Origin of the sequence: Thermoflavimicrobium daqui, from assembly GCF_003313465.1 — a bacterium.
GTDB classification, from domain to species: Bacteria; Bacillota; Bacilli; order Thermoactinomycetales; family Thermoactinomycetaceae; genus Thermoflavimicrobium; species Thermoflavimicrobium daqui.
In genome coordinates this window covers 1-25601 of the sequence record NZ_KZ845684.1, presented here as the reverse complement: position 1 = coordinate 25601, position 25601 = coordinate 1, and the positions used below count along the sequence as shown (strand labels likewise).

Below are 25601 nucleotides of genomic sequence, written 5' to 3'. Positions count from 1 at the left end.
AGAGTTTGCAACACCCGAAGTCGGTGAGGGAACCTACCCACCCCACAAAGTACTACTTTGCGGGGAACCCCGGGAAGGACCCAGCCGCCGAAGGTGGGGCAGATGATTGGGGTGAAGTCGTAACAAGGTATCCCTACCGGAAGGTGGGGATGGATCACCTCCTTTCTACGGAGTATCTTTATCGATACAAATTTTTGAATCGAAACCTCTCGGGTCATGTTCTCACCTTTAGTTTTCAAGGAATACAAAAAATCCTAGGTCAAAAGCCTAGGATTTTTTATTGATATTTTTTGTAATTTACACCTTAAAGGTCTTATCTTTGTGAGTAGCAACCTTAGCTAGGTGTTTTGCATATTTTATCTTTTATACTGAGAGTACCATCAAGCTGACGATTAAGTATGAAATGTCTCTCTTAGATCTTTAAAGAAAAACCGCCATTTCTAATTAGATATGACGATCTATTATTGATCATTTAGCTTTTATATGATCGAAAAGCTACAAAAAACCAAGCTGCATTGGCGATCGATGATGCGATGCAAATAACGATGACTCCTAAAGAAACAGGAATATCTAGTATTAAAATGACTACAAATACCGTAAGAATCATTAACAGCCCGAGCCCACAAAAAAAGGCCATGACGTACCTCATTACATTGATTCCTACCATATAAAAGATTAAAGGTAGGATATAAAAGAGAAGAACAATGCCGATTGCACTCCACATACCAAAGGAACCGAATTGATTAGCGTTAGGCCCTAATTCGGCAAGTGGAGAAAGTGAAGCGATGACCAACATCGTACAGAAGAGTAATGCTGAAGTTAAGGTCATAAAAAAAATGCCATACTTCTTTGCTTTATTTGTCATGATATTTTTTCAACTCCTTTCGTGATTGAATTGCCGATAAATTTTATATTGCCTCTATATTCGGATATTTTGAAACCAACGTTATAATTGGAGAAGATTTTTATTTTCAAACTGAATCTACTTTTATTTTAATGATTTCTATAATTTATGTCTATAAAAATGGTGCAACTTTAATTAAAAATAGTAATATCTGATAAAGATCAATGAAAGAAAAAAAGCAAAACGATCCACTATCTAGTATGCATCATATACTAGAATAAATCGTTTTGCTATATGAGTAAGTTTAGAACCGAGGTTATGATTGACTTAAAGCATTCGTGACATAGCCATATTCTGAAGCATGGGGTCTGTCATCGTCATCAGTATAGCCATAATCAAGCATGCGATTCCGGTTAAGACAGAGTTTGGTGAACTTAGGTCTTAATAAATCAAACAGCTCATACCGCTCTTTCCACTCAGGGAAACGGTGCTGGTAAGCGAGAATCGTTTCACGAATGTGTTGCCAGAACTTCACTTCTGAATAGTGATGATATTCTTCCAATAGATCAGAGAGATAGCGCATATGGCAGATGAAAAGGCCTGTAAAGATAAATTGGCATAATCCTTCCGGCTCTTCACTACGCAACACAATTCGAAGATCCTCAGGTAAATCAGCTAGTTCAGGAATGGGATGTTTGCTAACATTCACATCATCCACAAAGTCTTTGATGGCGAGGCGATGTGGAATAAAGTCTTTTAAGACAAGAATCGTATTTTGCCCATGTGGTGAAAAGACGACACCATAACGATATAGATAGTGAAGGAGTGGTGGTAAGATCGTCGCTGCTAAACGTTTGATCCACTCATCTATACTTAAGCCTGATTTCTCTATCAGTGAAGATACAAAGGGTTTTCCATTGCCATCGATATGTAGTAGAGAAGCTAAAGTAATCGTTTGTTCGCCTTCATCCAAGTAGGTATAGATACTCTCTCTCCAAATACAACCGAGCAATTCTAGGTATTGATAAGGAACTCCTGAAAGTTTGCTATAGTATGGATGATCTACATTCAGACTGGCAATCTCTCCTAGAAGGATTACCCGACATTCTTCGTGTAAGAAGGAGTCTTTTTGCCAGATGCCTTTGATATATTCCGTAATTTTGGGAGCAAGAACCGTTCTTTCTCCTGGTAGCCCACGATAAACCAGCGTATTTAAGATACTCATGGGTAATTTTACATGATGACGCTGTTTTTGACTTATATTGACAAAGGTTCGAATCGATTGTTGTGGCAGATAATAATCGGCTCCTGTACCTAGAGGAATAATTTGTTTCTGGGCTAATTCTTCAGCGAAAAACGGAATGATATAGTGATCCCATTGCCATTCATGAACGGGCATGAAAAAGTATTGATCGGATTCAACCCCGTGCTTTTTTAGTTCTGTTTGGAATCGCTCATATTGCTCATTTCCCAATTCATTATCAATCAACTCCTCATAGCTTAGATCAGTGACAGCATGAAAATCAGCTTTTGCCTTTTGAACGGCAATCCAGCCAAGTTGGATAGGCTTCTTTTGCTCAGGTGCATAGGCGAGATAATCTTGATAACCAAAACCAATCCGTCCTTTGTTATAGGTAATCCAGGGGTGTCCTTCCATTTCACCTTCTAGTTCTGCATAATCGAGTGTAGTTAGATCGATCTCTGAATTTTGTTTTTTAGCCAAGATATGCGTATCTGCAATTAATGTTTGGTTATATTCACGAATGAGGTGTGCTGTGGTTACAGATGACATCCTAATCGTACTTTGGATATCCAATAGAAATTGGTTCGGATTTATCGCCAAGATAGAATTGCCTGCTTCATGACGTTGAATGGTATTACTAAATACATGATAGCTGTCAAAGAGTCTCTTTTTCGCTTGGAATGTGTACTCGATTCCATTATTTAGTATCAGGCGATAGGTTCCTACTTGATCTTGATGATGAATCAGTTCAGGATGAATGATATCTTCATACATCAATTCGGTAATCATTTTGGTTAATAGTTTTTGAGAAGCCAATTTCCATAACGTAGGATGTAATGTTTGGCTGATTTGTTGTATATTTGCCATTATTACTTCTTCCTTCCTTTTATTACAACTTACGTATTGCTTACACTCGTGTAGGTTTGTGTGTGCCTATCACACCAAATTGCTGGAAGACATTTTGATCAGCAACAGGATACATTTCATATCCCATAAGACTGTTAATAATCACGGAGTTTCGATAAGCACCTAAACCTAAATCGGGTGCACCTACTCCATGAGTATGAAGTTCGGCATTTTGAACATAAATATGGTTTTCTACAGGCTCGGTTAGCGATAAGCGATAGTCTGAATCGACGATATATCGACCTGCGGTGTCCCAACGAATTAAAGAGTCAAGTCCTTCAATACAGGCAGGTAGTCGATGTTGGTATCCGGTTGCTAGAATAACCACTTCGCTTTCATGCGAGAAGCTTTGCTTTTGTTCTAAGTGGATACAGTTTAGTCGATATTTCTGGCCACCTTGATCTGTAATAGGGAGTATTTCTTGAATCTCTGTTTGCGCAAGTAGTCGCACGGGCATTTTTTGGTTCCCTACCGTACGTTCATACATCAGATCATAAATATCAGCAATTGTTTTCGCACTTATTCCTTTATAAAGTAAGTCTTGATTACGAATACGTTTATCACGCTGTTCTTGAGAGAGAGAGTGGAAATAGTGGGTATAGTCAGGTGAAAAATGTTCCAATCCCAGCTTCGAGTACTCCATGGGGAAAAATCCACTAGAGCGTGTAAACCAATCCAAATGATAACCATGTGTATTTTGTTCTTGTAACAACGTATAAAAAACTTCAGCTGCACTTTGACCTGAACCAATCACAGTAATCGAACGAGCTAACCGACAACGATCCAAGCGATCTAAAAAATCCGCTGAATGAAATACATCTTCTGATGGAAGATCCTGAAATCGTGCATGGATATGGGGAACGCTCCCGACTCCTAGTACCAGATTCTTCGCCCGATAGATGGAAGTAGTACCGGATTCCACTTCGATTGCTTCAATTTGGAAATAATTGCCTAGCGGTTCTTTGATATGCTCGATATGTATCACTTTTTGTCCAAAACGACAACTATCCAGCTGAGATGCAACCCACTTACAATAGTGGTTATATTCGCGCCGTGGGATATGAAATCGCTCTAGAAAATAGAAGTGATACAAGCGATTTTGTTCTTTCAAGTAATTCAAGAAGCTATAAGGACTGGTAGGATCTGCCATCGTGACTAGATCAGCGAAAAAAGGGACTTGTAGTGTTGTTCCCTCGATCAATAAACCAGGATGCCAAGCGAATTGAGGTTTTTGTTCGAGGAAAACGGCATGGATCTCAGGAACTTTGGTTAGCATGGTGGCAAGTCCTAAGTTAAACGGTCCAATACCAACTCCGACTACATCGAATAGCTGTATCTGTTCATTTGTATATGATTTTGCCATGGCTTACGCTCCTTAAAAATGGTTCTCGATAACAATACATAAGGGCAGCACGTTTATCCGGTAAATCAATTTCTTTTTGAAATTCAAATCCGCATTTTTGAAAGACATAGATCATTTTTTTATTACGAATATCCGGTTCAGCAACGATTTTTTCTGTCTGTGGATGTTGAAAAAGATGATAAGTCATGGTTTGAAGTAAGGGATAAATATATCCTTTACCTAAGAATGAAGGTGGACCGATTAGTAGATGAATCCCTTGATCTTCAGGATGAAAATCATAAAATTTTCCTAAAATATCATCTTTAGCCCAGTAAGTTTCCCAATAGCTCATGGGTACTCCATCCAGTGAGCCTATATATAATGTTTGATGAGAGTCTGCGAGAAATTTGCAAAGATGTTCACGATATTGTTCACGTGGGATCGCAAGGTTCCAAAAGGGAATTACATGTGGTTCATGCATCCACTGATGTAGCCGATCCAAGTCTTCTTCTAATTGAACTTGCCGAAACGAAATGGTTTTTCCAATCGATGAATCATAGCGTTGAAACAGTTCAAAGTGGGTTAGAGAATTAGATGGGTGTAGATCCATAAGATACATTCACCCCTTTTAAAATTGGATTTGAAATATGTACATAGACGGATTGGCTTTCCATTGCTCCAACCAACTCATCCATATCATGTAGTCGGGTAAGTAAATTTGCTTTGCAAGGAAGTTGTTTATCTTCTAATAAACTAGTAATCAAATTGGATGGTGTTCGATTCATTGGTTTTAATTCCAATAGAGCACGATGTAGTTCCGTTAGAAGATCACGTTCATCGATGAGGCCAGCAGTTCCAAATGCATTGATCAGACCGATTAAATGATTGATAAAGAGATAATAACGCAATCTTTCATCTGCAACATGGTCTGCACACATAGTTTGGCTTTTTTCGCTAATTCCAGGTAAAATTTGTTGTAACCTTGGGAAAGTAGATTCACAGTAATAATAGCCTTGATTATCTCGATAATAGAAACGATGTGGATATCCTGCTGCCAACTCTACTAAGCTATTTTGTTGATGAGCCTCTAAAGCAATTCCATAGCTTAGATACAGCCACATTAGGGGTTGGAAAGAGATATCGAGATAGCGACGGAACCAGTCTAAACTAACTTCGTGAGTGCTCCGCCCCTCTTGGATTGCCAGGTTCGTAATGATGTGAGCTAGTCTGCTTTTTTCATGACCGATCGCATCTTGACATAGGCTAGCAAGACAAGTAACATTGGCGCCATGTTCTCCGTGAAAAGGATTTTTACGTAAAACCAACTCAAACCCAGACTCTTCAGCATCAGGGATGGAGAGTGTAATGTAGGCAGGATCTTCAATGATTTGAAATGCTGGAAAGCGTTTAGCTAACGCTTGTCCAATTTCGCTACCTAGAATTCTAGAGACTTCTACACCACGGTCGAGCTCTTTTCGTTTATTTAAGCGGACGGAATTGGTAATCTTAAGCTGAATCGAGCATTTTAGCATCCAGCGTGCATCCGGGTGATAAAGTGTTCGTAAAGATGACGTGGGATAATAGGCTCTCCCTTGAATACCTAGATCGGTTAATAATCCTTGGTCAATCCATTGTTTAATCGCAGGTTGTTGTAATAAATATTTCACCTGATACGGGTGAACGGGAATAAGAGAATATTCATCAGGCTGACAGTATTCCTTTTTGAAAAATTCGCTACATTCTGGATCCTGTAGCAGCTCCTTTTTGATCAGTTGGGTTGTTGACTCTGATTCAGTTGAGTCTTCCTGTACGATCGAGTGATGAGCCCGGAAGAAATGGAGTGCAAATTTCCCCTTTAGTTCAGGTGAATAGATATGTTGTTCTAGATCAGATAAACCTTGACGACTTTTCGGAGTTGGGTGCATTAGATGGCCAAAGATAAGCGACTGCTCAGCATCGAGAAAGTGAAATGGAGTTTGATAGAGTTCTTTGGTATCCGCCTTGCGAGCTGAGATGAATGATTCAATATGTTGACAGCTTTGGATTGTTCGGAAGACGAGTTCATCCGGATACACTGAGATATGACGCGAAATGGACAACTCTTTAGTAATCAGTGTGACAAGCGTTACATAATCTAGTTCCAACCATTGGTGGGTTGCTGTTAAATAATACAACGGAAAATGAAACAAATGTCGATCTGTTAAAGACCAATATTTGATAGGGGCAATGATTTGGATTCCTTGATTAACCAAGGATAAGACGACGAACTTTTCTGCTAATGTTTGAGGGGAATGTTTCCATTTTGCTTGATAATCGCCTGAGGATTTTTTTTCTACTAATTCATAGTTGCCTACTTCGCGAAGATAACAATTTAAAAAGCTTTGTATACTTGCTTGTTCAGCCAGCTTCTTAGACATGGACTTGTTTCTCTCCTCTCTCTATTTCTAATTGTGCTCCTATTTCTTTTACTTGTGTTAAGATCGTCTCTACATCTTCTAGGGTTGTCCGTGGATTTAGTAATGTTAGTTTTAAACAGGATTCTCCCTCTACTTTGGTTTGTGCTAATACTACTTTTCCACTCATTAACAGGGAATGACGGATAGATTGGTTGATTTGATTTTGCCAATCACGTGCTGAAATCGCTGCTGGAGTATGGCTTGTCCGATAACGAAATACCACAGCATTCAGACTAGGTATGGGATTCATGATGTCAAGCTGTGGATCAGCACAAATGAGTTTAGCAGTTTTTTGTGCTAATTCTAGAGTATAGTCGATCATCTTAGCAAATTGGATACGCCCGACTGTTTGCATCGAAATATATAGCTTTAATGCATCAAACCGACGCGTGGTTTGAATCGACTTTCCTACAAGATTGGGAATTCCTTGCGATTCATCTTCTTCAGGATTTAAGTAATCGGCATGGTGCTTAATCAAATGAAACTGAGATCGATCTTTGATAAGGAAAGCTCCACAACTGATCGGTTGATAAAATAATTTATGAAAATCGACTGAAATCGAATCTGCGTGTTCTATCCCAGCTAATTTTGACTTATGCTGATCACTTAAGATGATAGCCCCACCATAAGCAGCATCCACATGGAACCAGATACCAAACTCACGTGCACGATTAGCTAGTTCTACGAGTGGATCAATGCTTCCAAAATCCGTGGTTCCAGCAGTAGCAACAAGGGCAAAAGGAAGATTGCCTTTTTCTATTAACTGTTGTAGTTTTTGCTCTAAATCATTTATGCACATCTGTTGCCTTTCATCTGTCTCAATACAGACGACAGCATTTTCACCTAAGCCAAGTAAAGCTGCCGATTGTTTGACCGTGAAATGGGCTGACTTTGAACATAGCACTCGTAATCGATGCGCTTCAGGTGGTAATCCCTGTTTTTGTACATGCCAATGAAAACGGTCTAGGATATATCGGTCTCTAGCTAATAACAATCCCATCAAGTTTGATTGTGTACCTCCACTGGTAAAAACGCCATCCGCTGTCTCTTTAAAAGAGAACAACTGACAAAGCCATTCGATTATTTTTTGTTCCAGTAAGGTAGCTGCTGGGCTTTGATCCCAAGAATCCATCGACTGATTTGTTGCACTAATCATTGTTTCTGCTGCAAGAGCAGGGATCAAAGGTGGGCAGTGGAGATGTGCAACACAGGCTGGGTGGTGGACAACGACCGAATGCTGAAGAATTGATTGACTCACTTGGGTAAGTACCTCGAAAAGATCACGATTTTCTTCGGGGATAAGTTGTATGGTCCCTAGTTGGGCAAGTAATTCTTCCAATTGAATTCCACTAAAAGGTTGTGTTTTCTTAGCATAGTGTTCATAGATTAGGTGCTGTACCCATCGTAAAGCTTGATCATAATTATCCCAGGATTTAGAAGATTGATTCAAAAATAGTCCTTCCACTTGTATAGGATCATGTTTAGACATACTAGTTATTGAAGCTCCCCTCTATAGAGAATGAAGTATTTTTTTCTCCGCAGCTTGTACTGCTTCAGCAAAAATATGACTAATCTGATTGACTTGCTCTTGGGTAATGATCAGGGGAGGTAAGAAACGAACAACACTACCATGACGACCGCCTAATTCTAAGATTAAGCCCCGATGGAAACATTCTTGTTGAATGAGTCGAGCAAGCTCTGGATATGCTGGATAACTACCCAGATTATCCGGCTGTTGCTTAGGATTGATAATTTCCACCCCAATCATCAATCCTCTACCACGTACTTCTCCAATCGAAGAGTTTAATTTTTGAATGGTCTTCAGATGATTTTGCAGCTGTTCGCCCATTTTAGTAGCCATGCTTTCTAACCGATTTTCACGAATAAACCGAATCGTTGCGATTCCAGTAGCCATCGCCATTTGATTACCTCGGAAAGTGCCAGCATGCGCTCCAGGGGACCATTGATCTAAATCTTTATCATAGACGACAACAGCTAATGGTAAAGAGCCACCAATTGCTTTGGATAAAATGACTACATCTGGAGAGATTCCTGCATGTTCAAAGGCATAAAGCTTGCCTGTCCGACCAAGCCCTGTTTGAACCTCGTCAATGATAAGAGGAATACCATGTTTACGTGTAATTGAACGAATATTTCGGACCCACTCATCGGGTGCTGGGATGGCTCCGCCTTCACCTTGAACGATTTCCATAATCATTCCGGCAGGAGAAGTGATGCCACTCTCAGGATCATCAAGAACTCTCTGAATATATTGGTAGCTAATCTGCTCTCCTAATTCTCCGCCTAAGCCAAATGGGCAACGGTAGCGATAAGGATAGGGAAGAAAATGGACATCAGGCATTAATCCCGTTATCGGTTCTTTTGGACTTCGGTTCCCTGTTAAGCTGAGTGCTCCATGTGTCATTCCATGATAACCCCCATGAAAAGAGAGAACGGTTCGATTACCTGTTGCGGTCTTAACTATTTTCATAGCTGCTTCGACTGCATCGGCTCCAGCAGGACCACAAAATTGAATTTTTGCTCGTGATGAAAACGCTGGTGGTAAGCTAGCAAATAATTCTTCTACAAATTCATCTTTAATCGGTGTTGTAAGATCAAGTGTATGTAAAGGAAGATTTTGTGCAAGTACATGTTGAATCGCTTCGATAATCACTGGATGATTATGACCGAGTGCAAGGGTTCCAGCCCCTGATAAACAATCAAAGTATGTTTTTCCTTCCATATCGGTTACGATTATTCCGCTTGCTTCTTTGATCGCAATTGGAATCCGACGAGGATAGGAACGTGCATTGGACTCTCGTTGTTCTTGATTCAAAAGATAATGGGTATTCGTTTGAACTTGAGTAGAATACATTATGATCACCTCATTAAGATAATGATAATCATTATCATTTATCGCGCTCGGATATAAATATATCATCACTCAAAATGAATGTAAATAACTTTCATTAACAAATATTAAAAAAAATTAATTGCGAATGATAATCATTTACGCTTATTATATAAGTAAAGAAGCGTAAAACAGAAAGGTGGTAAGGTAGGTTGAAGAATGATTCTGTAACACAACGTTTTTTATATCAACGCTTTGCAACAGAGATCAATCAGATGATATCGATTAGACAGATGACATTTGCCGAAGATTTATATTTATTACATGAATGGATGCAGTACAGACATATTGCGCCTTTTTGGAAGTTAGATATACCACTCGAAGAATTTAAAGATTATTTAGACCAATCGATTCAAAATCCAAATCGTAAGCACTATATGGTGTATGTAGATAAGCAACCGATTAGTTATGTCATGCTATACAATGTACGAGCAGATCATATCCGTAACTATTATGACTATGATGAGAGAGATTTAGGTGCTCACTTTGTGATTGGCCCCCGCTATTTTTTAGATAAAAAATATATAAAACAAATATTCAATACAATACTTTCCTATACTCTGCAAACTTTTGAATCAACTAAAATGGTTGTTGAACCTGATGTACGAAACCGCATTGTGATTCCTGCACTAAAAGAATGTGGCTTTCAAGTTGTGAACCGAATTCAGCTACCTCATAAAAAAGCTTATCTAATGGTGTATCCCATAAAGATAATAGATCAGAAAGGGTATAGTGATGTCGATTGATATTCAAGTAGAGAAGCTATTAACCGAAATTTATACGCATATGGCAAGGTTAAATCATCCCCCTTTAAATGAGTTAACACCAGAAATGTCGCGCTTTTATTTCCAAGAAGGTAGAAAGTTCTACAAAGAACTGTTTATACCTAATATAAAAGAAGAGAATAAATATATTTCGGATTTAGAATATCGATTACCTATTCGAATTTATACACCAGAAGGGACAGGTCCATTTCCAATATTGGTCTATTTTCATGGTGGAGGTTGGGTTCTAGGTGACCTAGATAGTTCGGATCATATCTGCCGTTATATGGCTCATCGATCGAAAAGTGTAGTGATATCAGTAGGTTACCGACTGGCACCAGAGTATAAGTATCCTAAACCATTTGAAGATGCGGTTTATGCGATTCAATGGATTTATGAGCATATCCATGATTTCTGGGGGGATCCATCTCGTTTTGTTGTTGGAGGTGAAAGTGCTGGAGCGAACTTAGCAGCCGCAGCGTCAATCAAGTTTAAGGAACTAGGATTTCCTTATATTACTGGTCAACTCCTCATTACACCTGTAACCCATTACTCTTTTGACACAGAATCCTATCAAGAAGAAGGCACAAAAAATCTGACCAAAGAAAGAATGATCTGGTTTTGGCACCATTACCTAGAAGATCCATCTCAAGGTTTGGAACCTTATTCTTCACCATTACTAGTTAAAGATGCAAGCAATTTACCACCTGCATTGATTGTAACAGTAGCAGCTGATCCACTTCGTGATGAAGGAGCAGCATTTGCGAATCGATTAAAGAGGGATGGTGTTTGTGTGAAATATATGTGTTTTGAAGGGCTGGTTCATAGTTTTATTCATATGATTGGTAGCGTAGAATTAGCTAGACAAGCATTTGACCAAATCATCGATGCATTGAAGCAGATGGTGCTAGAAGCACCTGTTCAAATCGGGGCATAAAATCACATATCAAGGTACCCTTTAATCGAGAGATAAGGCTGAAGCATCTAACTTTCTTTTTTTCAATGAAACAACAGGAATCGGGAACCCATCTTATTCACTTTATGAATAGCCAAAGGGTTAATCTTCTCTTTTCTTTTTTAGATTATAAAATAGTTAAAAGGGTTTTTATCTATTTGCAAAAACATAAAAATAGTATATAAAGAGAAAATCATACATAAATCTAGTAATGAACATTGGAGACAATCATTCATAAATACTTGTAAAATATCAATTAATGAGGGCAAGTGGATCTATTTATATACTTTTTTATTTACTATATATTTAATATATATTATTCTGTATAAGAGGTAAAATTTATATCATATATAAGAGAAGTCTTTTTGATATTCTAGTTTGCAATTAAAAGTACATTTATGGCTAATGAAGGGGGTTAGAGATTGATGAATATATCCACTTATCTGAATCGAATCAATATGAAAGAAGTGGGGCGTCCTAACCTATCGTTTTTGTCACGCCTTCAAGAGAATCATTTGCTCCATATACCGTTTGAAAATTTGGATATATCTCTAGGCAGACCCATTCAGCTATCATTACCTAAGCTGTTTGAAAAAGTGATCGAAAAGTGTCGGGGTGGTTTTTGCTATGAACTAAACGGATTATTTGATTGGCTTCTGCGAGAGTGTGGTTTTACCACATCACTGATCTCTGCACGTGTACGAGATAAGGATAACTCGTTTGGTCCGGAATTTGATCATTTAGCCATCTTGGTGTACCTAGACCAACCTTATTTGGTAGATGTAGGCTTTGGTGATAGTTGTCGATTCCCATTACCACTTACTGGAGAAGAAGTAGAAGATATTAGCGGACGTTATCGAGTCATTTTGGAAGAGGCGTCTGATGGATATGCTCTACAAAAGCAGGAGGAAAATGGCTGGATTACGGAATATCGGTTTACGACCCGATCATATGAATTACAAGCATTCACCTCGATGTGCGAATACCATCAAACCTCTCCTGCTTCTCATTTTACACAGAAAAAAATGTGTACAATCGCCACCTTGGATGGTCGAATCACGTTGACACAGGATTTTTTGACGATGACCCAAGATAGAAATAAGCAGAAGTTCCCCATTTTATCAGATCAACAATTTTATAAAGAGCTTCAGCGTTTTTTTGGAATAAACTTGTCATGATCCGCTTAATGGACTTACCGGTTCCAAGTATGTAAGGAACCGGTTTTGTCATTGGCTTCAAAGCTTATTGATCTTTTTCGATTTGATGATACAGTTGAAGTAGCTTTGATAACACTTCCTCCTTATCAAAATATTTCTCGGCGATTTTTCTACTGTTTTGGCCAAATTCGGATCGTAGGTTATGATTGACTGTTAATTCGTACATTCTCTGATATAGTTCTTCGGGATTTCCCACTTCTACTAAAAAACCATTTTTCCCATGCATGACTTCTTCTCGACAACCGCGAATATTTGTAGCAATTATGGGCTTTTTCATCGCCATCGCTTCGATGATGGATAAGGGTAACCCTTCACGATATGAAGGTAAAATAAATACATCACTAATTGACAGTAGTTCGGGAATATCTTTGCGATAACCTGGGGCAATGATTGAGGTATCATTTTGAATATCTTTTTCAATTTTTCGATAGCTCTTTTGATCCCGTTCACTAGTGGATAACTCTCCGATTATTAATAGTTTAACTCTCCTGCACTCTTGTTTTAGATGTTGGAATGCCTCCAGTAGTTCGAGGATTCCTTTTTCCCTAACTAGGCGTCCTACAAAGGTAAAAACGATATCATTTGGCTGAATGAAAAGCTCTTTTCTCAAACTTTCTTTTTTGGTACAATTGATCAATTCCTCACTGAAGCGAAAGCGAAGATCTACCCCATTTTGAATATGAACCAGGTGTTTTTTGGGACGAAATTGATTAGTTATACATAGGTCATAATCTTCCCGACTTACGAGATGAAGTGTATCTGTAAAATAACGAGCAAAATATTTTTCGATGTGGTAGTAGAATAAATAATTTAGTTTAGACATGTGCTCATGAAAATAAAAACCATGCGCCGTATAAATCACGTGTTTAACACGAACTAGTTTGGCGGCAATTCGACCGAGTATTGCTGCGATGGGAGTATGAACATGAACAACATCATACCTTTCGTTTTTCATTAGAACAGCTAGTTGACCAATCGACTTAATGTTTTGCAGAGAATAAATGCGACGATGAATGGGAATGTGGATCATATAGAGCCCTTCGTTTTGTAGTTCCTTAAATAGTGATCCTGTTTGAGTACAGGCATAGTGCACAGTATAATCTTGTTGCATGAACATGGAATGGAGAGGTTTTAAAAAAGCAGCAACAGCAGTATCGATATTGCATACTTGTAAAATTTTCATGAAAATAGCCGACAGGAGACTCGTCATTGTAGATGGATAAGAATGATAATGCTGCTTGGTATCCCCGGTGGATGCTAAGAGTCTCTAGTCGTACCTCCTTCAAAATGGGGATAATAACGTTTTAAGAAAACCATTGTGCCATTTGTAAGCACACCATTGAAAGGGTAAGTAGTTGTGTTGACTAGAAATTCACTTCAATTAGCTCCGGACTATCCTTCCACTTCCAGCTCAAATAAAGAAGAGCGAGCTTTCCTATCCATGTTTTGGCTTCATAACACTTATACTCTATAACCTCCTTACCCCCAAATTTTTTCTTAAAGTGATCAATTTTTTGGAGTTTTTGATTTCCCTTGTCTAGTGATAAACCGCAAAAATCATAGATGGTATAACCTGCTTCTTTAAAATGTAAAATCTCCATCCAATGTAAATAGCGGTTTGCTCTCCCAATTGCATTTCTTTGTGAAGAATCTAAAGAAAAACGATTGGAACAAGAGTAAATCATACAAGCTCGTTGATCACGTACATTGCTTGCATGAAAGCATACCTTTTCGTTGTTGGGATCAAGAGCGTAGGAAATGACTAATAACCCTTTTTGATTGAGGGACTGTAGTTTGCTCATATTACTTGCTGGAATCCCTTTTTTATTGGCGAATAAATTGTAGGAGTTACAAAATTCATAAACTAATTCCTGAGAAGGTGATGTTTCAATTACGACTTGGAATTGTTCACGAATGGCTCTTTTGATTTGATAGCGTGTTGTTTTTGATAGGTCTGCGAATAATGATTCTTCATCTTTTTGGAGATCGATATATAATGTTCTAAAACGTTTATGCAACGTGTACTTTTGATTTCGGAGCAGTATCTCGGGTAATTGAGAATAGATGATCAGATCAACTTTGGGTATAGGAAAGGATTTTTGGTCCCATCCATAAACATCTAAAACTTTTAAAAAAGCTGTTTGCCATTCAACTAATTGCATCTGATCACTCCTATATGGCAGATAACTTTTGGGATAATTCATCCATGTTCATGCTTTTCATACCATATCTGTGTTGGAGCTTTAAAAAATGCTCAAGTATTTTCTGTAAAAAGATTATATTTTCACGCAGATTAACACCGAAATTATGAGGATGCCACCATAAATGATAGATTGCTCCCTTTTTAGCTGCATAAGTTAGGTCGGATAATATGCGTTTTAATCGAAAGATTTCAAAGACCCGAAGAGATTTAGAAAAAGGTCTTAAAAAGCGGCTAGCAGCAATATTAAAAGGGATGTCTCGCTTGATCTGATCGATTTGATAACAATTGTGACCGGATAGAGGAAGATAGGCATCAATAAGCCGTAGGAATCTTTTTATCCATTGTTTATGGGATTTTTCTGATGTTTGATAAAACCAGCTCTTTTCTGTTCCACGATAGGAGGTTATTCCCATTTTTTTGCATATTTGTAAATATTTTTCATTAACTTGATTCCTTGGAAAAACGATACTATGAGGAACATAACCAAATTTTTTGCCAACGGCGATCGCTTGTTTTAAGTCCTCTTGGAATGCTCTACTCGATTGTCCTTTAGCTAAACAGTAATAATGGGAGAAGGTATGTGTACCTATTTCTTGAAATGGATAAGTAGAGATCAATTGGATGAGAGAAGGAGAGAAATGAAATGGGTCAACCTGACTACAGTGAGGAAGTGAATCCAGATATTTGTATGGGCATAAGGTTCGATCAATATAGTTGGGCTTGATAGATGGTAAGTAAGCTAATAACTCTTGTTTATTTTGGAAATATAAGAACCCAACAATTGCCCATGTTGCGTGAATACGGTATTGTTCAAACAATTTTAGGATTGCGGGAATAGCTTGTTGTACCCCTAATAGATTATCTGTATAAGCTTCTTTCGTGAATTGATCCCGAACCCCCCAGTAAAGCTCAAAATCGAGTGAAATGATAAGAATACCATTTTCTTTGATGAGAATCCCTCCTGTTTCATTGAATGGAAGAACTAAATAAAATTAATATAGTATATTCGAATCTCTTTCTGGATGCAATTGAGATTTAACTATCATCCGTGAAATATTACTTCCTAGTCGAAAGGAAATTATTCATTATTTTTGCATATGATGATGGTGTTTAAAATTAAAAACAAAACTGAGAGGAAACGATGTTGACCAAACATGCAGTGATTTATTTCTTCGCACGAGGCTTTTCTGGAATAATTCATTTACTAGCGATCGGGGTTTATACACGGCTCATTTCGCCTGATGAATTTGGGAAATATACGATGGTAGTTGCGGTTGTGGAATTTATCAATATGATTTTTTTCCAATGGTTACGTTATGGTATTCTGCGTTATTTTTCGAAATATTCTAATCTAAAAGAGCGCCATTTTCTAAGTACCATTGTCACTTTGTTTTTATGTGTCATCTTTTTTACTCTTTTGATAAGCCAAGGGATGTGGTTCATAGACGGCATTCAGAGATATAAAGGATTATGGTGGATGGGCTTAGGACTACTTTGGATCATGGCTTGGTATGAGTTAAATCTGGAGTTATTAAGAGCCAAACTTGCCCCACATGTCTATGGATGGATTGTGATCAGTAAGGCACTTGTCACCACTTTATTTAGTATATGGATGATTACGGTTGATATGGGGGCTTATGGACTTTTACTTGGCGTGATGACAGGGATGTTACTACCACTCATTTTTATTCTAAGAGAAAATTGGAAAGAAGTTCGTATCCCACAAATTGACCGTACCATTTATCAACAGCTCGTCATGTATGGTTTTCCTTTAACCATTACACTTAGCTTGCACTTTGTCATTGTCAGTTCAGACCGAATCATGTTGGGATGGCTTAAGGGAACAACAGAAGCTGGAATCTATGCTGTTGCTTATGATCTGACACAGCAAACGTTGCTTTTAATCATGGTAATCGTAAATCTAGCTGGCTTTCCGCTCGTTGTGCGTACCTTAGAAAGTGGAAAAATCACTGAAACAAAGAAACAGTTACATCGATATACAACCACCTTCTTTATGCTTTCGATTCCTGCCACTGCCGGATATATTGTTCTTGCTCCCCAAATCGCTTTGCTTTTTTTAGGACCCGTTTTTCGAGAACAGGCAGCACTTGTGATCCCTCTGATTGCATTAGCGGTTTTTTTCGAAGGAACGAAGCATTTTTATATTGACTTATCGTTTCAGCTTGCCAAGCGGACTCTGCTTCAAATATGGCCTAATTTGATTGCAGCTTGTTTGAATGTAGGACTTAATTTTTTCTTAATTCCATATATGGGAATCTTAGGAGCTGTTTATACGGCAATTGTCTCCTATCTACTTGCAATCATGATATCTTGGTTGATCGGGCGTCAGATATTTCCCTTGCCTTTTCCATATAAAGAAATATTAAAAATTGGATTCGCTACACTTTGTATGATACTTTCTCTAATCCCATTCACTAATTTTACGGGGTTTTTCGCATTTATTGGACAAATGGTACTCGGTTTATTCGTATACTTCTCGGTTGTATTTTTTTTGAAAGTTATAGAAGTCCCTGATCAGATAGCGAAATTAGTAAAAAGATTTTTTAGAGAATAGGGGAATTCAATCAGGGATTGCTTGGTTTTTTTTTTGGCTATGATTCCCCAGATTATTTGCACTTTCCGATTTTTGTGGAATATAAGCCCATGGAACAGATAGAAACAACCATAAATGACGCCAATGTAAGCTATCGATGAACAAGCTATTGGCAAATATCCCTATAAGAACCGCGGTATATAGTGCGAAATAAGCTTGTTTTTGATAAGAAGCGAGGAAAGAGAAACGAATACAGCGCTTGAGTGTAATAATCAGAAGCCCTATTAGTCCTAGAAAGCCGATAAAACCACTTTCGGTAAACACACGGATATACAAATTATGCGTAGAAAGTAGATAAATGATTTCTGATTGACCTGGGCCAATTCCTAGTGGATTTTGTATCCCTTGCTGGATCGCATCCATTTGTGTAGCAAATCGATCATCGTCATAGGTTTGAAAACCGAATCGTTGGATGAAGAATTCATTTAATTGCTCAAGATACACAAACCCTAAGAGAGCAATGAAAAAAATAACAATGGGAATGATTATAAATTTCATAAATCCAAGCCTAATCCATAGTTTATATTCTTCGAAATGAAAAACTCTTAAGAGCAGATAGACGACTAATGATAAGCAGTAATTTAGCCATGCAGCACGAGAAAAGCTAAGAAGTACACCAGTCGTGGTAAGAAAAAAAACAAAAATCCACCTCATTTTTAGCTTTATTTTTGACTGCTCCATCTTTAGAATCGAATAAATGGCAATGGGTATCAAAAAAGGGCCGAAAACATTGGGATCTTTAAACAGGGCTGTCGCTCGTTCATATTTTAAGAATAGATTGGAGTTAGGGATTAGATGGAAAAAAGACAGCATGGCTAAGGTGGAAGAAAGCACAGCCGCAACCGTATAACCAGAAAAAATGGTCTTGACTAATGAATGTTGAAAATAGGTGACTACACCCACACTAAAAAACCAAAAAACGATTAAATAGACAGTAATCGATAAAAAATAAAACCCTCTTTCATTGTCCTTCATCATGTACATGGAAATAAAAGTACCTATCATATAAATGAAAATAAAAATGAGTGGTTTAAGAATAGATAAATGATATTTGACATATGACAAAACGAAGCTAGTCATCATTAGTAAAATGATGACTATATCAAAGGGGGCTGGCTCGAAGATTAGGAACCCACTGAAGGCGAATGTAAGCCAAAAGAAGATATGATAAGTCGTTTGTAATTGAAACAGAGTATCACCTTCTTAGGATCATTTCATTATTTGGGATTTGGAAATCTGAAGGAATAGCACAGTTGTTATAGCGATGATACATCCAATGAGGAATCCGACGAATACATATAACCAAAAGATGGGTTTAGAAGGAGATGATTCAATTTTGGCTGATGTTAGAATATGAACATCCGTTACATTGAAGAGACTATAGATTTCTTGATGAAAAATAGCTGTAACCATATTGGCGATTAAAACAGCTTGTTTCTGATTCCGGTCTTCTACAATGATCGAAAATACTTGGGAGCCTTTGTCTGAATATTGAACATCGACTTGTTTGCTTAGCTCTTCCACATTAGCTATATCAAGCTTTTTGGCAACAGGTTCCATAATCGTCGCACTTTTAATGATGGAGCGATACGTTTCTAAAAGCTTAAGATTTGCTTCAATATCGCTAGGCGTTAATTCACCTACGTTTACCATTAATTCAGTTTCAGCTTTATATACAGGTTGGGTAAAAAAGATACTAATCATGCCACTTAATAAAGTGGTTGTAACAATAATGAGGAGTATTATCCGAAAATATTTAGTTAGAACATGATAGAAATCACGGAAATCCAATACTTCTTTTGTCAATTTCCTTCACCCCTCACGATAGGTCCCAATAGTTGGAGCATTGTTCACCTATACTTTATGAGCGGGAATTTACTTTTGTTCCTCTATCTAGCACCATCACCTGTTAGGATGACTAGACATGTTTTAAGAAGTATTTTAAGATCCATAGTAAAACTAATATGCTTCATATAATAAGCATCCAGTATGACTTTCTCTTTAATTGTTAAGTTATCCCCGCCGCTTACTTGAACAAGCCCTGTTAAACCAGGCTGAATGGATAAGCGATGGATAAATCCGAGTTCTTCTTGATGATACTTCTGAGTAAGGAGTGGAGTGAGTGGACGGGGGCCGACTAAGCTCATCTCCCCTTTTAAAACATTGATTAATTGGGGGAGTTCATCCAGACGTCTTATGCGAAGAAAACTACCAATGCGAGTGATTCTTGAGTCACCACTAAGCGTATACTCTGGTCCTGATTGATCTGCACCTTCACGCATCGTCCGCAACTTAAACAGCTGAAAATAGTTGCCATAAAGTCCTACTCTTTGTTGGATATACAGGATGGGACCTGGAGAATCCAATTTGATGACAAGCATGGCGAAAAGTATGATGGGCCATGTAAATAAAATAAGCATAGTTGAAAAGATGATGTCGCCAATTCTCTTTCCGTATGTTATATAAAAGCTTTTTTTTTGTTTGTAATCCTTGGCAATTGGGGAATCATGGAAAACAAACTCCTCGAAAAAGTTTCCCTTCTTTTTCCTTTTTATTGATTTTTTAGAGAATAGTGGGTACATTTACATGCTCCCTTCAACTTACATAAGTAATTTTTTTATTAAATGTGTTTGATTGATGTATAAATAGTAATATCCAGAAAATTTAGTAGAGTTCATTTATAGATTGATTGCAACATAAATTAAAGCGATACATTATATTATTTGGATTCTTGTTGGAATGTTTAGGTAATTATCAAATAAAAAATAAATGTATCAATGACCATAATTGATACAAGAAATGGGCGAAGTCTTGTGATCCATCAGTAGAAAACAAACGACTTGTTGTTATTTAGAACTATTAGTATGGATCTTATACTATGCGAGGAGAGGAAAAGGAAATGATTAACTTTTGAAACTGTCAACAAATCCGTTTCCAATGGAGTATTGCCCATTTTTTAATGAGGTAGGAGAAAAGGAAAGACGACACAAACAAAGACTATATCAATAAACTAACGGATCTACACCTTTATTTTTACCATATAATAACAATCGTATAAATTAATTCTAGCTTATATGATTGTTAGACTTGCTTGCTAAATATTCTTTACACTTTTAGGGTTTTTATGAGAGAATAGGAGAGTCGAATAAAAACATACGTTTGTAAAGAAAGGATGAAAGTTAGAAATGATGCGAGACTATTTAACAAATGACTGGTCCTCTATTTTAAAAGAAGAGTTTACGAAGCCCTATTTTCAAGAGTTAGAGACTTTCTTGGAAGAAGAATATAAAACGCAAGTGATCTATCCAAAACGTGAAGAGATTTTTTCAGCTTTACAATTAACTTCTTATACGAATACCAAAGTTGTGATTTTGGGGCAAGATCCTTATCATGGTGAAGGACAAGCACATGGACTGAGTTTCTCAGTTAAGCCCGGGGTGAAACTCCCTCCATCTTTGCGAAATATATATAAAGAATTACAAGCTGATCTCGGATGCTCGATCCCTAATCATGGTCATCTGGTGAAATGGGCTAAGCAAGGTGTATTAATGTTAAATACTGTTTTAACGGTTAGAGATGGAAAACCAAATTCTCATAAGAAAAAAGGTTGGGAAATATTTACAAATCAAGTGATTACTGCTTTAAATCAACGAGAACAGCCCATTGTGTTTATCTTATGGGGGAAACCAGCTCAAGAAAAAAAAGCGTTAATCACTAACTCTCATCATTTTATTATTGAGTCAGCACATCCAAGCCCATTGGCTGCTAAGAAAGGCTTTTTTAATAGTAAGCCGTTTTCTAAAACTAATGAATTTCTACATAATATAGGTAGTGAGACAATCGATTGGCAAATTCCTAATATTGAATCTTAAAAGATCTCTTATTGCGATTTGAAAGCATGAATATTGGACTAACTAATTAAATACAATGGCTCTTATATAAGTTGGATGATTTGAAGGAGTGATTGTTTTTGAAACGGTTTTTCCAATATTTTTTGTTATGTGGTTTGGTTATGACTTGTGTATTTCCCCTAGGAAATGTTGCCTATGCTAAGAAAAAAAGTGGCAGTAAGCAAGAGCGTCTTGTTACATATATCCAAGCTTATAATGGTTTATATGTTTCTGTGAAGGCTCAAGGCAAAATTGCTGTCGATGCGAAGAAAGTAACGAAAAGTGAACAGTTCGAAGTGATTCCTCTATCAGGTGGATATCATGCCTTTAAGTCCAAAAGAAACGGTAAGTATCTTTCTGTGAGTAGGAATGGAGTTGTTTTAGCGACAGCAAGTAAAGTTGGGAATAATGAGAAACTCATCATCCACCAACATCAAGATTACCATATGTCTTTTAAAGCGAAACGAAACGGAAAGTGGTTGACAGCGGTTGGAAGTGGCAAAAGAGAGTTCATTGCGAATAAAAAGTCGATCAGCCATCATGAAAAGTTTGAAGTTCAATATTAAAAAGATATTGTATTATCTATAATCGAAAGAAGATCTATAATTCAATGTGTTAAACGACTATTCGTGTGATAACCTCTTAAAGAATGCCCCATCCTTATTCGGAAGGATGGGGATATTACATTATCAAATACTTAATTGATGCTCTGTTATTTAGAAGTGATGGGCAAATGGCTATAAAAAAGCGATAGTGAATTGTTGATATTACGGTCATAAAGAGGGTTGTCAAATGAATGTCATTCTAGCAGAAAAACCGGATCAAGCACGTAAACTTGCCTCACCATTTGTTCATAAAAAGGAAAAATCACTGATCCGTATCGCCCCATGTACAACCTTTCCACAAGGGGCTGTTGTCATTTGGGCAATTGGTCATTTATGCGAATTAGTGGAGCCAGAGAAATATAATCCTATGTGGAAAAAGTGGCGACTTGAGAGTTTACCGATCATTCCTGCACAGTTTAAACACCGGATTATTAAACAAAAAGCAGGTCATTTTCAGTTTATCAAAGGAATTTTGAACAAAGCAGATACGATTATTATTGCCACGGATCCGGCGCGTGAAGGGGAATATATTGCCCGTATTATTATTCAGTTAGCTGGGGCGTCGAAGAAAGAGATCAAGCGTCTTTGGTGTTCGTCACTAACCGAGTCAGCGATTAAACAGGCTTTTTCCAATTTACGTCAGGGTCAAGAGACCCAAGCGCTTTATGATGAAGCTTTGGCGCGTGCATACAGTGATTGGTTAGTAGGTATAAATACGAGCCGTGCTTATACCCTATTAATGCAACAAAAAGGAATTAAAGATGTATTCTCAACTGGAAGAGTACAGACCCCATTACTTTGTCTTATTCGTCGGCGGGAAGAAGAAATCGAACAATTTAAGGAAGAGCCCTTTTGGGAGATCGAAGCCATGTTTGATACGGGGAAAGAAAAATATAAAGGAAAATACAAGGAACGTTTCTTTGTAAAGAAGGAAGCAGAAAATTTACTTACAAGGTTGATGGGACAACCGGCATTTGTATACAAAATTAAAGCCGATCTAAAAAAAGTGAAACCACCTATGTTTCATAGTTTAAGTACTTTACAAGCAAAGATGAATCGAAAGTATAAATTCCCTCCAGCTAAAGTATTGCAATTGGTCCAATCACTTTATGAAAAAGGATATGTTTCTTATCCAAGAAGTGATAGTCAACATGTCACTCCTGCTGAAGCCAGAGAATTTCCTTGTATTATTAATCTATTAAGAAAACAATTTCAAATAAGTAAGAAACTAAAAGATATTCGCCAAAATGGCCGATATGTCAATGCCAAAAAAGTTTCAGATCACTATGCCATTATTCCTACGGAACAGGTGCCCACTCTTCCACAACTCCCCCCTGATGAACGAAAGATTTATGATGAGATTGCTCGAAGTTTAATCGCTGCTCATTATCCAGACTATGAATACATACAAACGAAAGTTACAACGAAGATTGATCCATATGAATTTGAATCATTGGGTAAGAAGGTGACACAGCGAGGTTGGAAGGAGGTATTTCAAGAGGAGAAGGAAGAGGAAAATCAGCCGCTTCCAAAGCTACAAGAAGGACAGCAGGTAGATCCATCTCTATCATTAAAAGAAGGGATTACCCAGCCACCTAAGCCTTATACAGAAGGGCAATTGATCACTTTAATGAAAACAGCAGGAAAACATATTGAAGATGAAGACTTATCTTCGATGAAAGGGATGGGACTGGGAACAGAAGCAACACGTGCTGGAATGATTCAAACTTTAAAAGAGAGAAATTATATCGAAGTAAAAAGAAACATTGTCTCAACTACCAAGAAGGGAAAAATGCTTGTAAATGCAGTAGGAGATACCATTTTGGGAAAAGCCGATTTAACTGCGAAGTGGGAACAGTATCTTCACGGCATCGGACAAGGTAAAAAATTACCAGTTCATTTTATTGAAAAGTCGAAGGAACTGGCAAGACATTTGGTTGAAGATGCGATTAGTCGAGCAAAAAAGTGGAAGATTTCAGAGAGTGTTCAACAAGATGGACAAACTTCAAAAAAGCCCGAGATCCTGGGGATTTGTCCTGTCTGTGGTAAGGGGATTATCGATAGGAAAACTTTTTATGGCTGTATAGGTTATCAAAGAGGCTGTAAGTTTACACTTCCATCTAAGCTACTTGGGAAAAAGATTAGCAAAGCCCATATCAAAAAACTGTTAAGTGGGAAAAAGACAGGGCTAATTAAAGGTTTTGTATCGAAGAAAGGAACTAAATTTGACGCGTATTTGCGTTTTGTAGATGGGAAGATCACATTTGAGTTTTTCAATCAAAAAGAGTTTACGAAAGCCGACCCATAATGAAAAAGAAGCTCCCTCCTATATATAGGAAGGAGCTTTATATTGATTCTTCACCGCGTGGAGTGGATGGAATGGTATAAGGTTGGTCAAATAAAATATGGACAACTTCTTGGATGATCACTTCATCCAATGAATAATCATGCGTTAGATTAGTTAAAATAATGATCGTTTTATCTTGCTCTATATAACGAATGAAGGTGTTTTGATATCCTAGCCATCCGCACTATGAGACGTAATTTTTCCTTTGACATCGCTTGGCGGAATCCAAAAACCTCGCTTTGTTCTATATTTGGAGCGAATCGTTTTTGTGTAGATCGACTTTAAACTGATAAAGTATCGGAAGGAATTGGGGAAGTATGAGCGGCTGGTTCATGCAATAACCTCTACTATCAATTATTTTGTATTTCAAATGAGAAAACGTATCTCCTGAAAAATTTCCTATAAAAAATATAAAAAAGGGGTTTACTTTTTTTATAGAATCGTGGTATATTATCAATTGTCAACACGATAAAAAATTTGCCAATTCAATTAATTTCCTTGCCGGGGTGGCGGAATTGGCAGACGCCCAGGACTTAAAATCCTGTGGTAGGTAACTACCGTGCCGGTTCGAGTCCGGCCCTCGGCACCAAATATGCTGGTGTAGCTCAATTGGTAGAGCAACTGACTTGTAATCAGTAGGTTGGGGGTTCAAGTCCTCTCACCAGCACCAATCACTTCGACTTAATCGCCTTATTTTTGCTATAAAAATAAGGCGATTTTTTTATTTCCAATTTTCATCGACTTTAAGGTAACTTGTATTCGTATAAATTCGAGTGAATTACCGACTTATATCTGAAAGAAAGTTCCTTTCTTCAGAAAGGTTTCTATCATGAATTGCTTTTTTGATGGCAGAGGCTACATGGTTTATGGTATTGGATTAGTCTTCCTATTTCCCGGACTTTTTGGTTTGGAAGTTGTTTTTAAAGAAGAGCACAAAAAGATATTAGAATTAAGAATAAATCAGTTTTAAAAATGGAATAATATTACATCGAAAAAATCTATTGCATAATGGTTAGCAGTGTGATATATTACTTCTTGTCGCCGCGAGCGACATTAACAACAGAAACGCACCTTGAAAATTAGATAAGGAAATGATAGTCAAGGGAAAAACATTCACCGAGAGTGAGTACCTTAAAATATTAGGCTTAGGTAGGTTAAGCTAGTAAGGGCACACGGAGGATGCCTTGGCGCCAGGAGCCGATGAAGGACGGGACGAACACCGATATGCTTCGGGGAGCTGTAAGTGAGCTTTGATCCGGAGATTTCCGAATGGGGCAACCCACCAGTCTGAAGGACTGGTACCT

20 protein-coding genes, 2 tRNA genes and 2 rRNA genes are annotated in these 25601 nt (G+C 37.6%); 11 read left to right on the top strand and 13 right to left on the bottom strand.

The genetic code is table 11. From position 1 onward, the window contains the following. Positions 1-165, top strand: a 16S ribosomal RNA gene (locus DL897_RS17550); the annotation flags it as partial. 307 nt (positions 166-472) lie between these two features. Here DL897_RS17550 and DL897_RS17545 read toward each other — a convergent pair. The 7 genes from DL897_RS17545 to DL897_RS17515 form a co-directional block, all read right to left on the bottom strand. Next, positions 473-865, bottom strand: coding sequence for a DUF5391 family protein (locus tag DL897_RS17545; RefSeq protein ID WP_113660413.1), 393 nt, complete (start codon positions 863-865; stop codon positions 473-475). Between the two features lie 295 nt (positions 866-1160). Then, positions 1161-2954: an IucA/IucC family protein gene (locus DL897_RS17540; RefSeq protein WP_113660412.1), complete on the bottom strand. Its 1794-nt coding sequence runs from the start codon at positions 2952-2954 to the stop codon at positions 1161-1163. Between the two features lie 40 nt (positions 2955-2994). Beyond that, positions 2995-4356, bottom strand: coding sequence for a lysine N(6)-hydroxylase/L-ornithine N(5)-oxygenase family protein (locus DL897_RS17535; RefSeq protein ID WP_113660411.1), 1362 nt, complete (start codon positions 4354-4356; stop codon positions 2995-2997). After that, positions 4334-4882 carry a GNAT family N-acetyltransferase gene (locus DL897_RS17530; RefSeq protein ID WP_476718225.1) on the bottom strand — a complete coding sequence of 183 codons (549 nt, stop codon included), beginning with the start codon at positions 4880-4882 and terminating at the stop codon, positions 4334-4336. The genes DL897_RS17535 and DL897_RS17530 overlap by 23 nt, the downstream gene beginning before the upstream one ends. 43 nt (positions 4883-4925) lie before the next feature. After that, positions 4926-6752 carry an IucA/IucC family protein gene (locus tag DL897_RS17525; RefSeq protein ID WP_113660409.1) on the bottom strand — a complete coding sequence of 609 codons (1827 nt, stop codon included), beginning with the start codon at positions 6750-6752 and terminating at the stop codon, positions 4926-4928. Next, positions 6745-8280: a pyridoxal phosphate-dependent decarboxylase family protein gene (locus DL897_RS17520; protein ID WP_113660408.1), complete on the bottom strand. Its 1536-nt coding sequence runs from the start codon at positions 8278-8280 to the stop codon at positions 6745-6747. Before DL897_RS17520 ends, DL897_RS17525 begins: the two co-directional genes overlap by 8 nt. 21 nt (positions 8281-8301) lie before the next feature. After that, on the bottom strand, positions 8302-9666 hold the full coding sequence (locus tag DL897_RS17515) for an aspartate aminotransferase family protein (RefSeq protein ID WP_113660407.1): 1365 nt from the start codon (positions 9664-9666) through the stop codon (positions 8302-8304). A gap of 188 nt (positions 9667-9854) precedes the next feature. Here DL897_RS17515 and DL897_RS17510 point away from each other — a divergent pair, with 188 nt between their 5' ends. The 3 genes from DL897_RS17510 to DL897_RS17500 all read left to right on the top strand — a co-directional run bounded on the left by DL897_RS17510 (position 9855) and on the right by DL897_RS17500 (position 12599). Continuing rightward, positions 9855-10448 (top strand): GNAT family N-acetyltransferase, encoded by a 594-nt coding sequence (locus DL897_RS17510; protein ID WP_113660406.1) that lies wholly within the window; start codon positions 9855-9857, stop codon positions 10446-10448. Then, positions 10438-11403, top strand: a complete 966-nt coding sequence (locus tag DL897_RS17505) for an alpha/beta hydrolase (RefSeq protein WP_113660405.1) — start codon at positions 10438-10440, stop codon at positions 11401-11403. The genes DL897_RS17510 and DL897_RS17505 overlap by 11 nt, the downstream gene beginning before the upstream one ends. Positions 11404-11846: 443 nt before the next feature. After that, on the top strand, positions 11847-12599 hold the full coding sequence (locus DL897_RS17500) for an arylamine N-acetyltransferase family protein (RefSeq protein WP_113660404.1): 753 nt from the start codon (positions 11847-11849) through the stop codon (positions 12597-12599). A 64-nt stretch (positions 12600-12663) separates the two neighbouring features. Here DL897_RS17500 and DL897_RS17495 read toward each other — a convergent pair whose 3' ends face one another. The 3 genes from DL897_RS17495 to DL897_RS17485 all read right to left on the bottom strand — a co-directional run bounded on the left by DL897_RS17495 (position 12664) and on the right by DL897_RS17485 (position 15767). After that, on the bottom strand, positions 12664-13821 hold the full coding sequence (locus DL897_RS17495; protein WP_168188870.1) for a glycosyltransferase family 4 protein: 1158 nt from the start codon (positions 13819-13821) through the stop codon (positions 12664-12666). A 181-nt stretch (positions 13822-14002) separates the two neighbouring features. Then, complete coding sequence (locus tag DL897_RS17490; RefSeq protein WP_113660402.1) at positions 14003-14800, bottom strand: hypothetical protein; 798 nt, start codon at positions 14798-14800, stop codon at positions 14003-14005. Positions 14801-14810: 10 nt separating this feature from the next. Then, the gene (locus tag DL897_RS17485) at positions 14811-15767 is read right to left on the bottom strand and encodes a polysaccharide deacetylase family protein (RefSeq protein ID WP_276308606.1); all 957 of its coding nucleotides are present in this window, start codon (positions 15765-15767) and stop codon (positions 14811-14813) included. 215 nt (positions 15768-15982) lie between these two features. Here DL897_RS17485 and DL897_RS17480 point away from each other — a divergent pair, with 215 nt between their 5' ends. Further along, positions 15983-17416 carry an oligosaccharide flippase family protein gene (locus DL897_RS17480; protein WP_113660400.1) on the top strand — a complete coding sequence of 478 codons (1434 nt, stop codon included), beginning with the start codon at positions 15983-15985 and terminating at the stop codon, positions 17414-17416. 6 nt (positions 17417-17422) lie between these two features. Here DL897_RS17480 and DL897_RS17475 read toward each other — a convergent pair whose 3' ends face one another. The 3 genes from DL897_RS17475 to DL897_RS17465 all read right to left on the bottom strand — a co-directional run bounded on the left by DL897_RS17475 (position 17423) and on the right by DL897_RS17465 (position 20037). Further along, a complete protein-coding gene (locus DL897_RS17475) occupies positions 17423-18439 on the bottom strand; it encodes an O-antigen ligase family protein (RefSeq protein ID WP_168188869.1) in 1017 nt (338 codons plus the stop codon). Between the two features lie 225 nt (positions 18440-18664). Next, a complete protein-coding gene (locus DL897_RS17470; protein WP_113660398.1) occupies positions 18665-19261 on the bottom strand; it encodes a YveK family protein in 597 nt (198 codons plus the stop codon). A gap of 83 nt (positions 19262-19344) precedes the next feature. Further along, a complete protein-coding gene (locus tag DL897_RS17465) occupies positions 19345-20037 on the bottom strand; it encodes a sugar transferase (protein WP_113660397.1) in 693 nt (230 codons plus the stop codon). Between the two features lie 606 nt (positions 20038-20643). On the opposite strand from DL897_RS17465, the gene DL897_RS17460 reads away from it, so the two are divergent. The 6 genes from DL897_RS17460 to DL897_RS18520 all read left to right on the top strand — a co-directional run. Beyond that, positions 20644-21327, top strand: coding sequence for a uracil-DNA glycosylase (locus DL897_RS17460; protein ID WP_113660414.1), 684 nt, complete (start codon positions 20644-20646; stop codon positions 21325-21327). A 98-nt stretch (positions 21328-21425) separates the two neighbouring features. Beyond that, the gene (locus DL897_RS17455; RefSeq protein ID WP_113660396.1) at positions 21426-21911 is read left to right on the top strand and encodes a fascin domain-containing protein; all 486 of its coding nucleotides are present in this window, start codon (positions 21426-21428) and stop codon (positions 21909-21911) included. A 226-nt stretch (positions 21912-22137) separates the two neighbouring features. Further along, the gene (locus DL897_RS17450; RefSeq protein ID WP_113660395.1) at positions 22138-24258 is read left to right on the top strand and encodes a type IA DNA topoisomerase; all 2121 of its coding nucleotides are present in this window, start codon (positions 22138-22140) and stop codon (positions 24256-24258) included. A gap of 539 nt (positions 24259-24797) precedes the next feature. Continuing rightward, positions 24798-24886, top strand: a tRNA-Leu gene (locus DL897_RS17445). A gap of 5 nt (positions 24887-24891) precedes the next feature. Further along, positions 24892-24967, top strand: a tRNA-Thr gene (locus DL897_RS17440). A 482-nt stretch (positions 24968-25449) separates the two neighbouring features. Next, a 23S ribosomal RNA gene (locus DL897_RS18520) occupies positions 25450-25601 on the top strand; the annotation flags it as partial.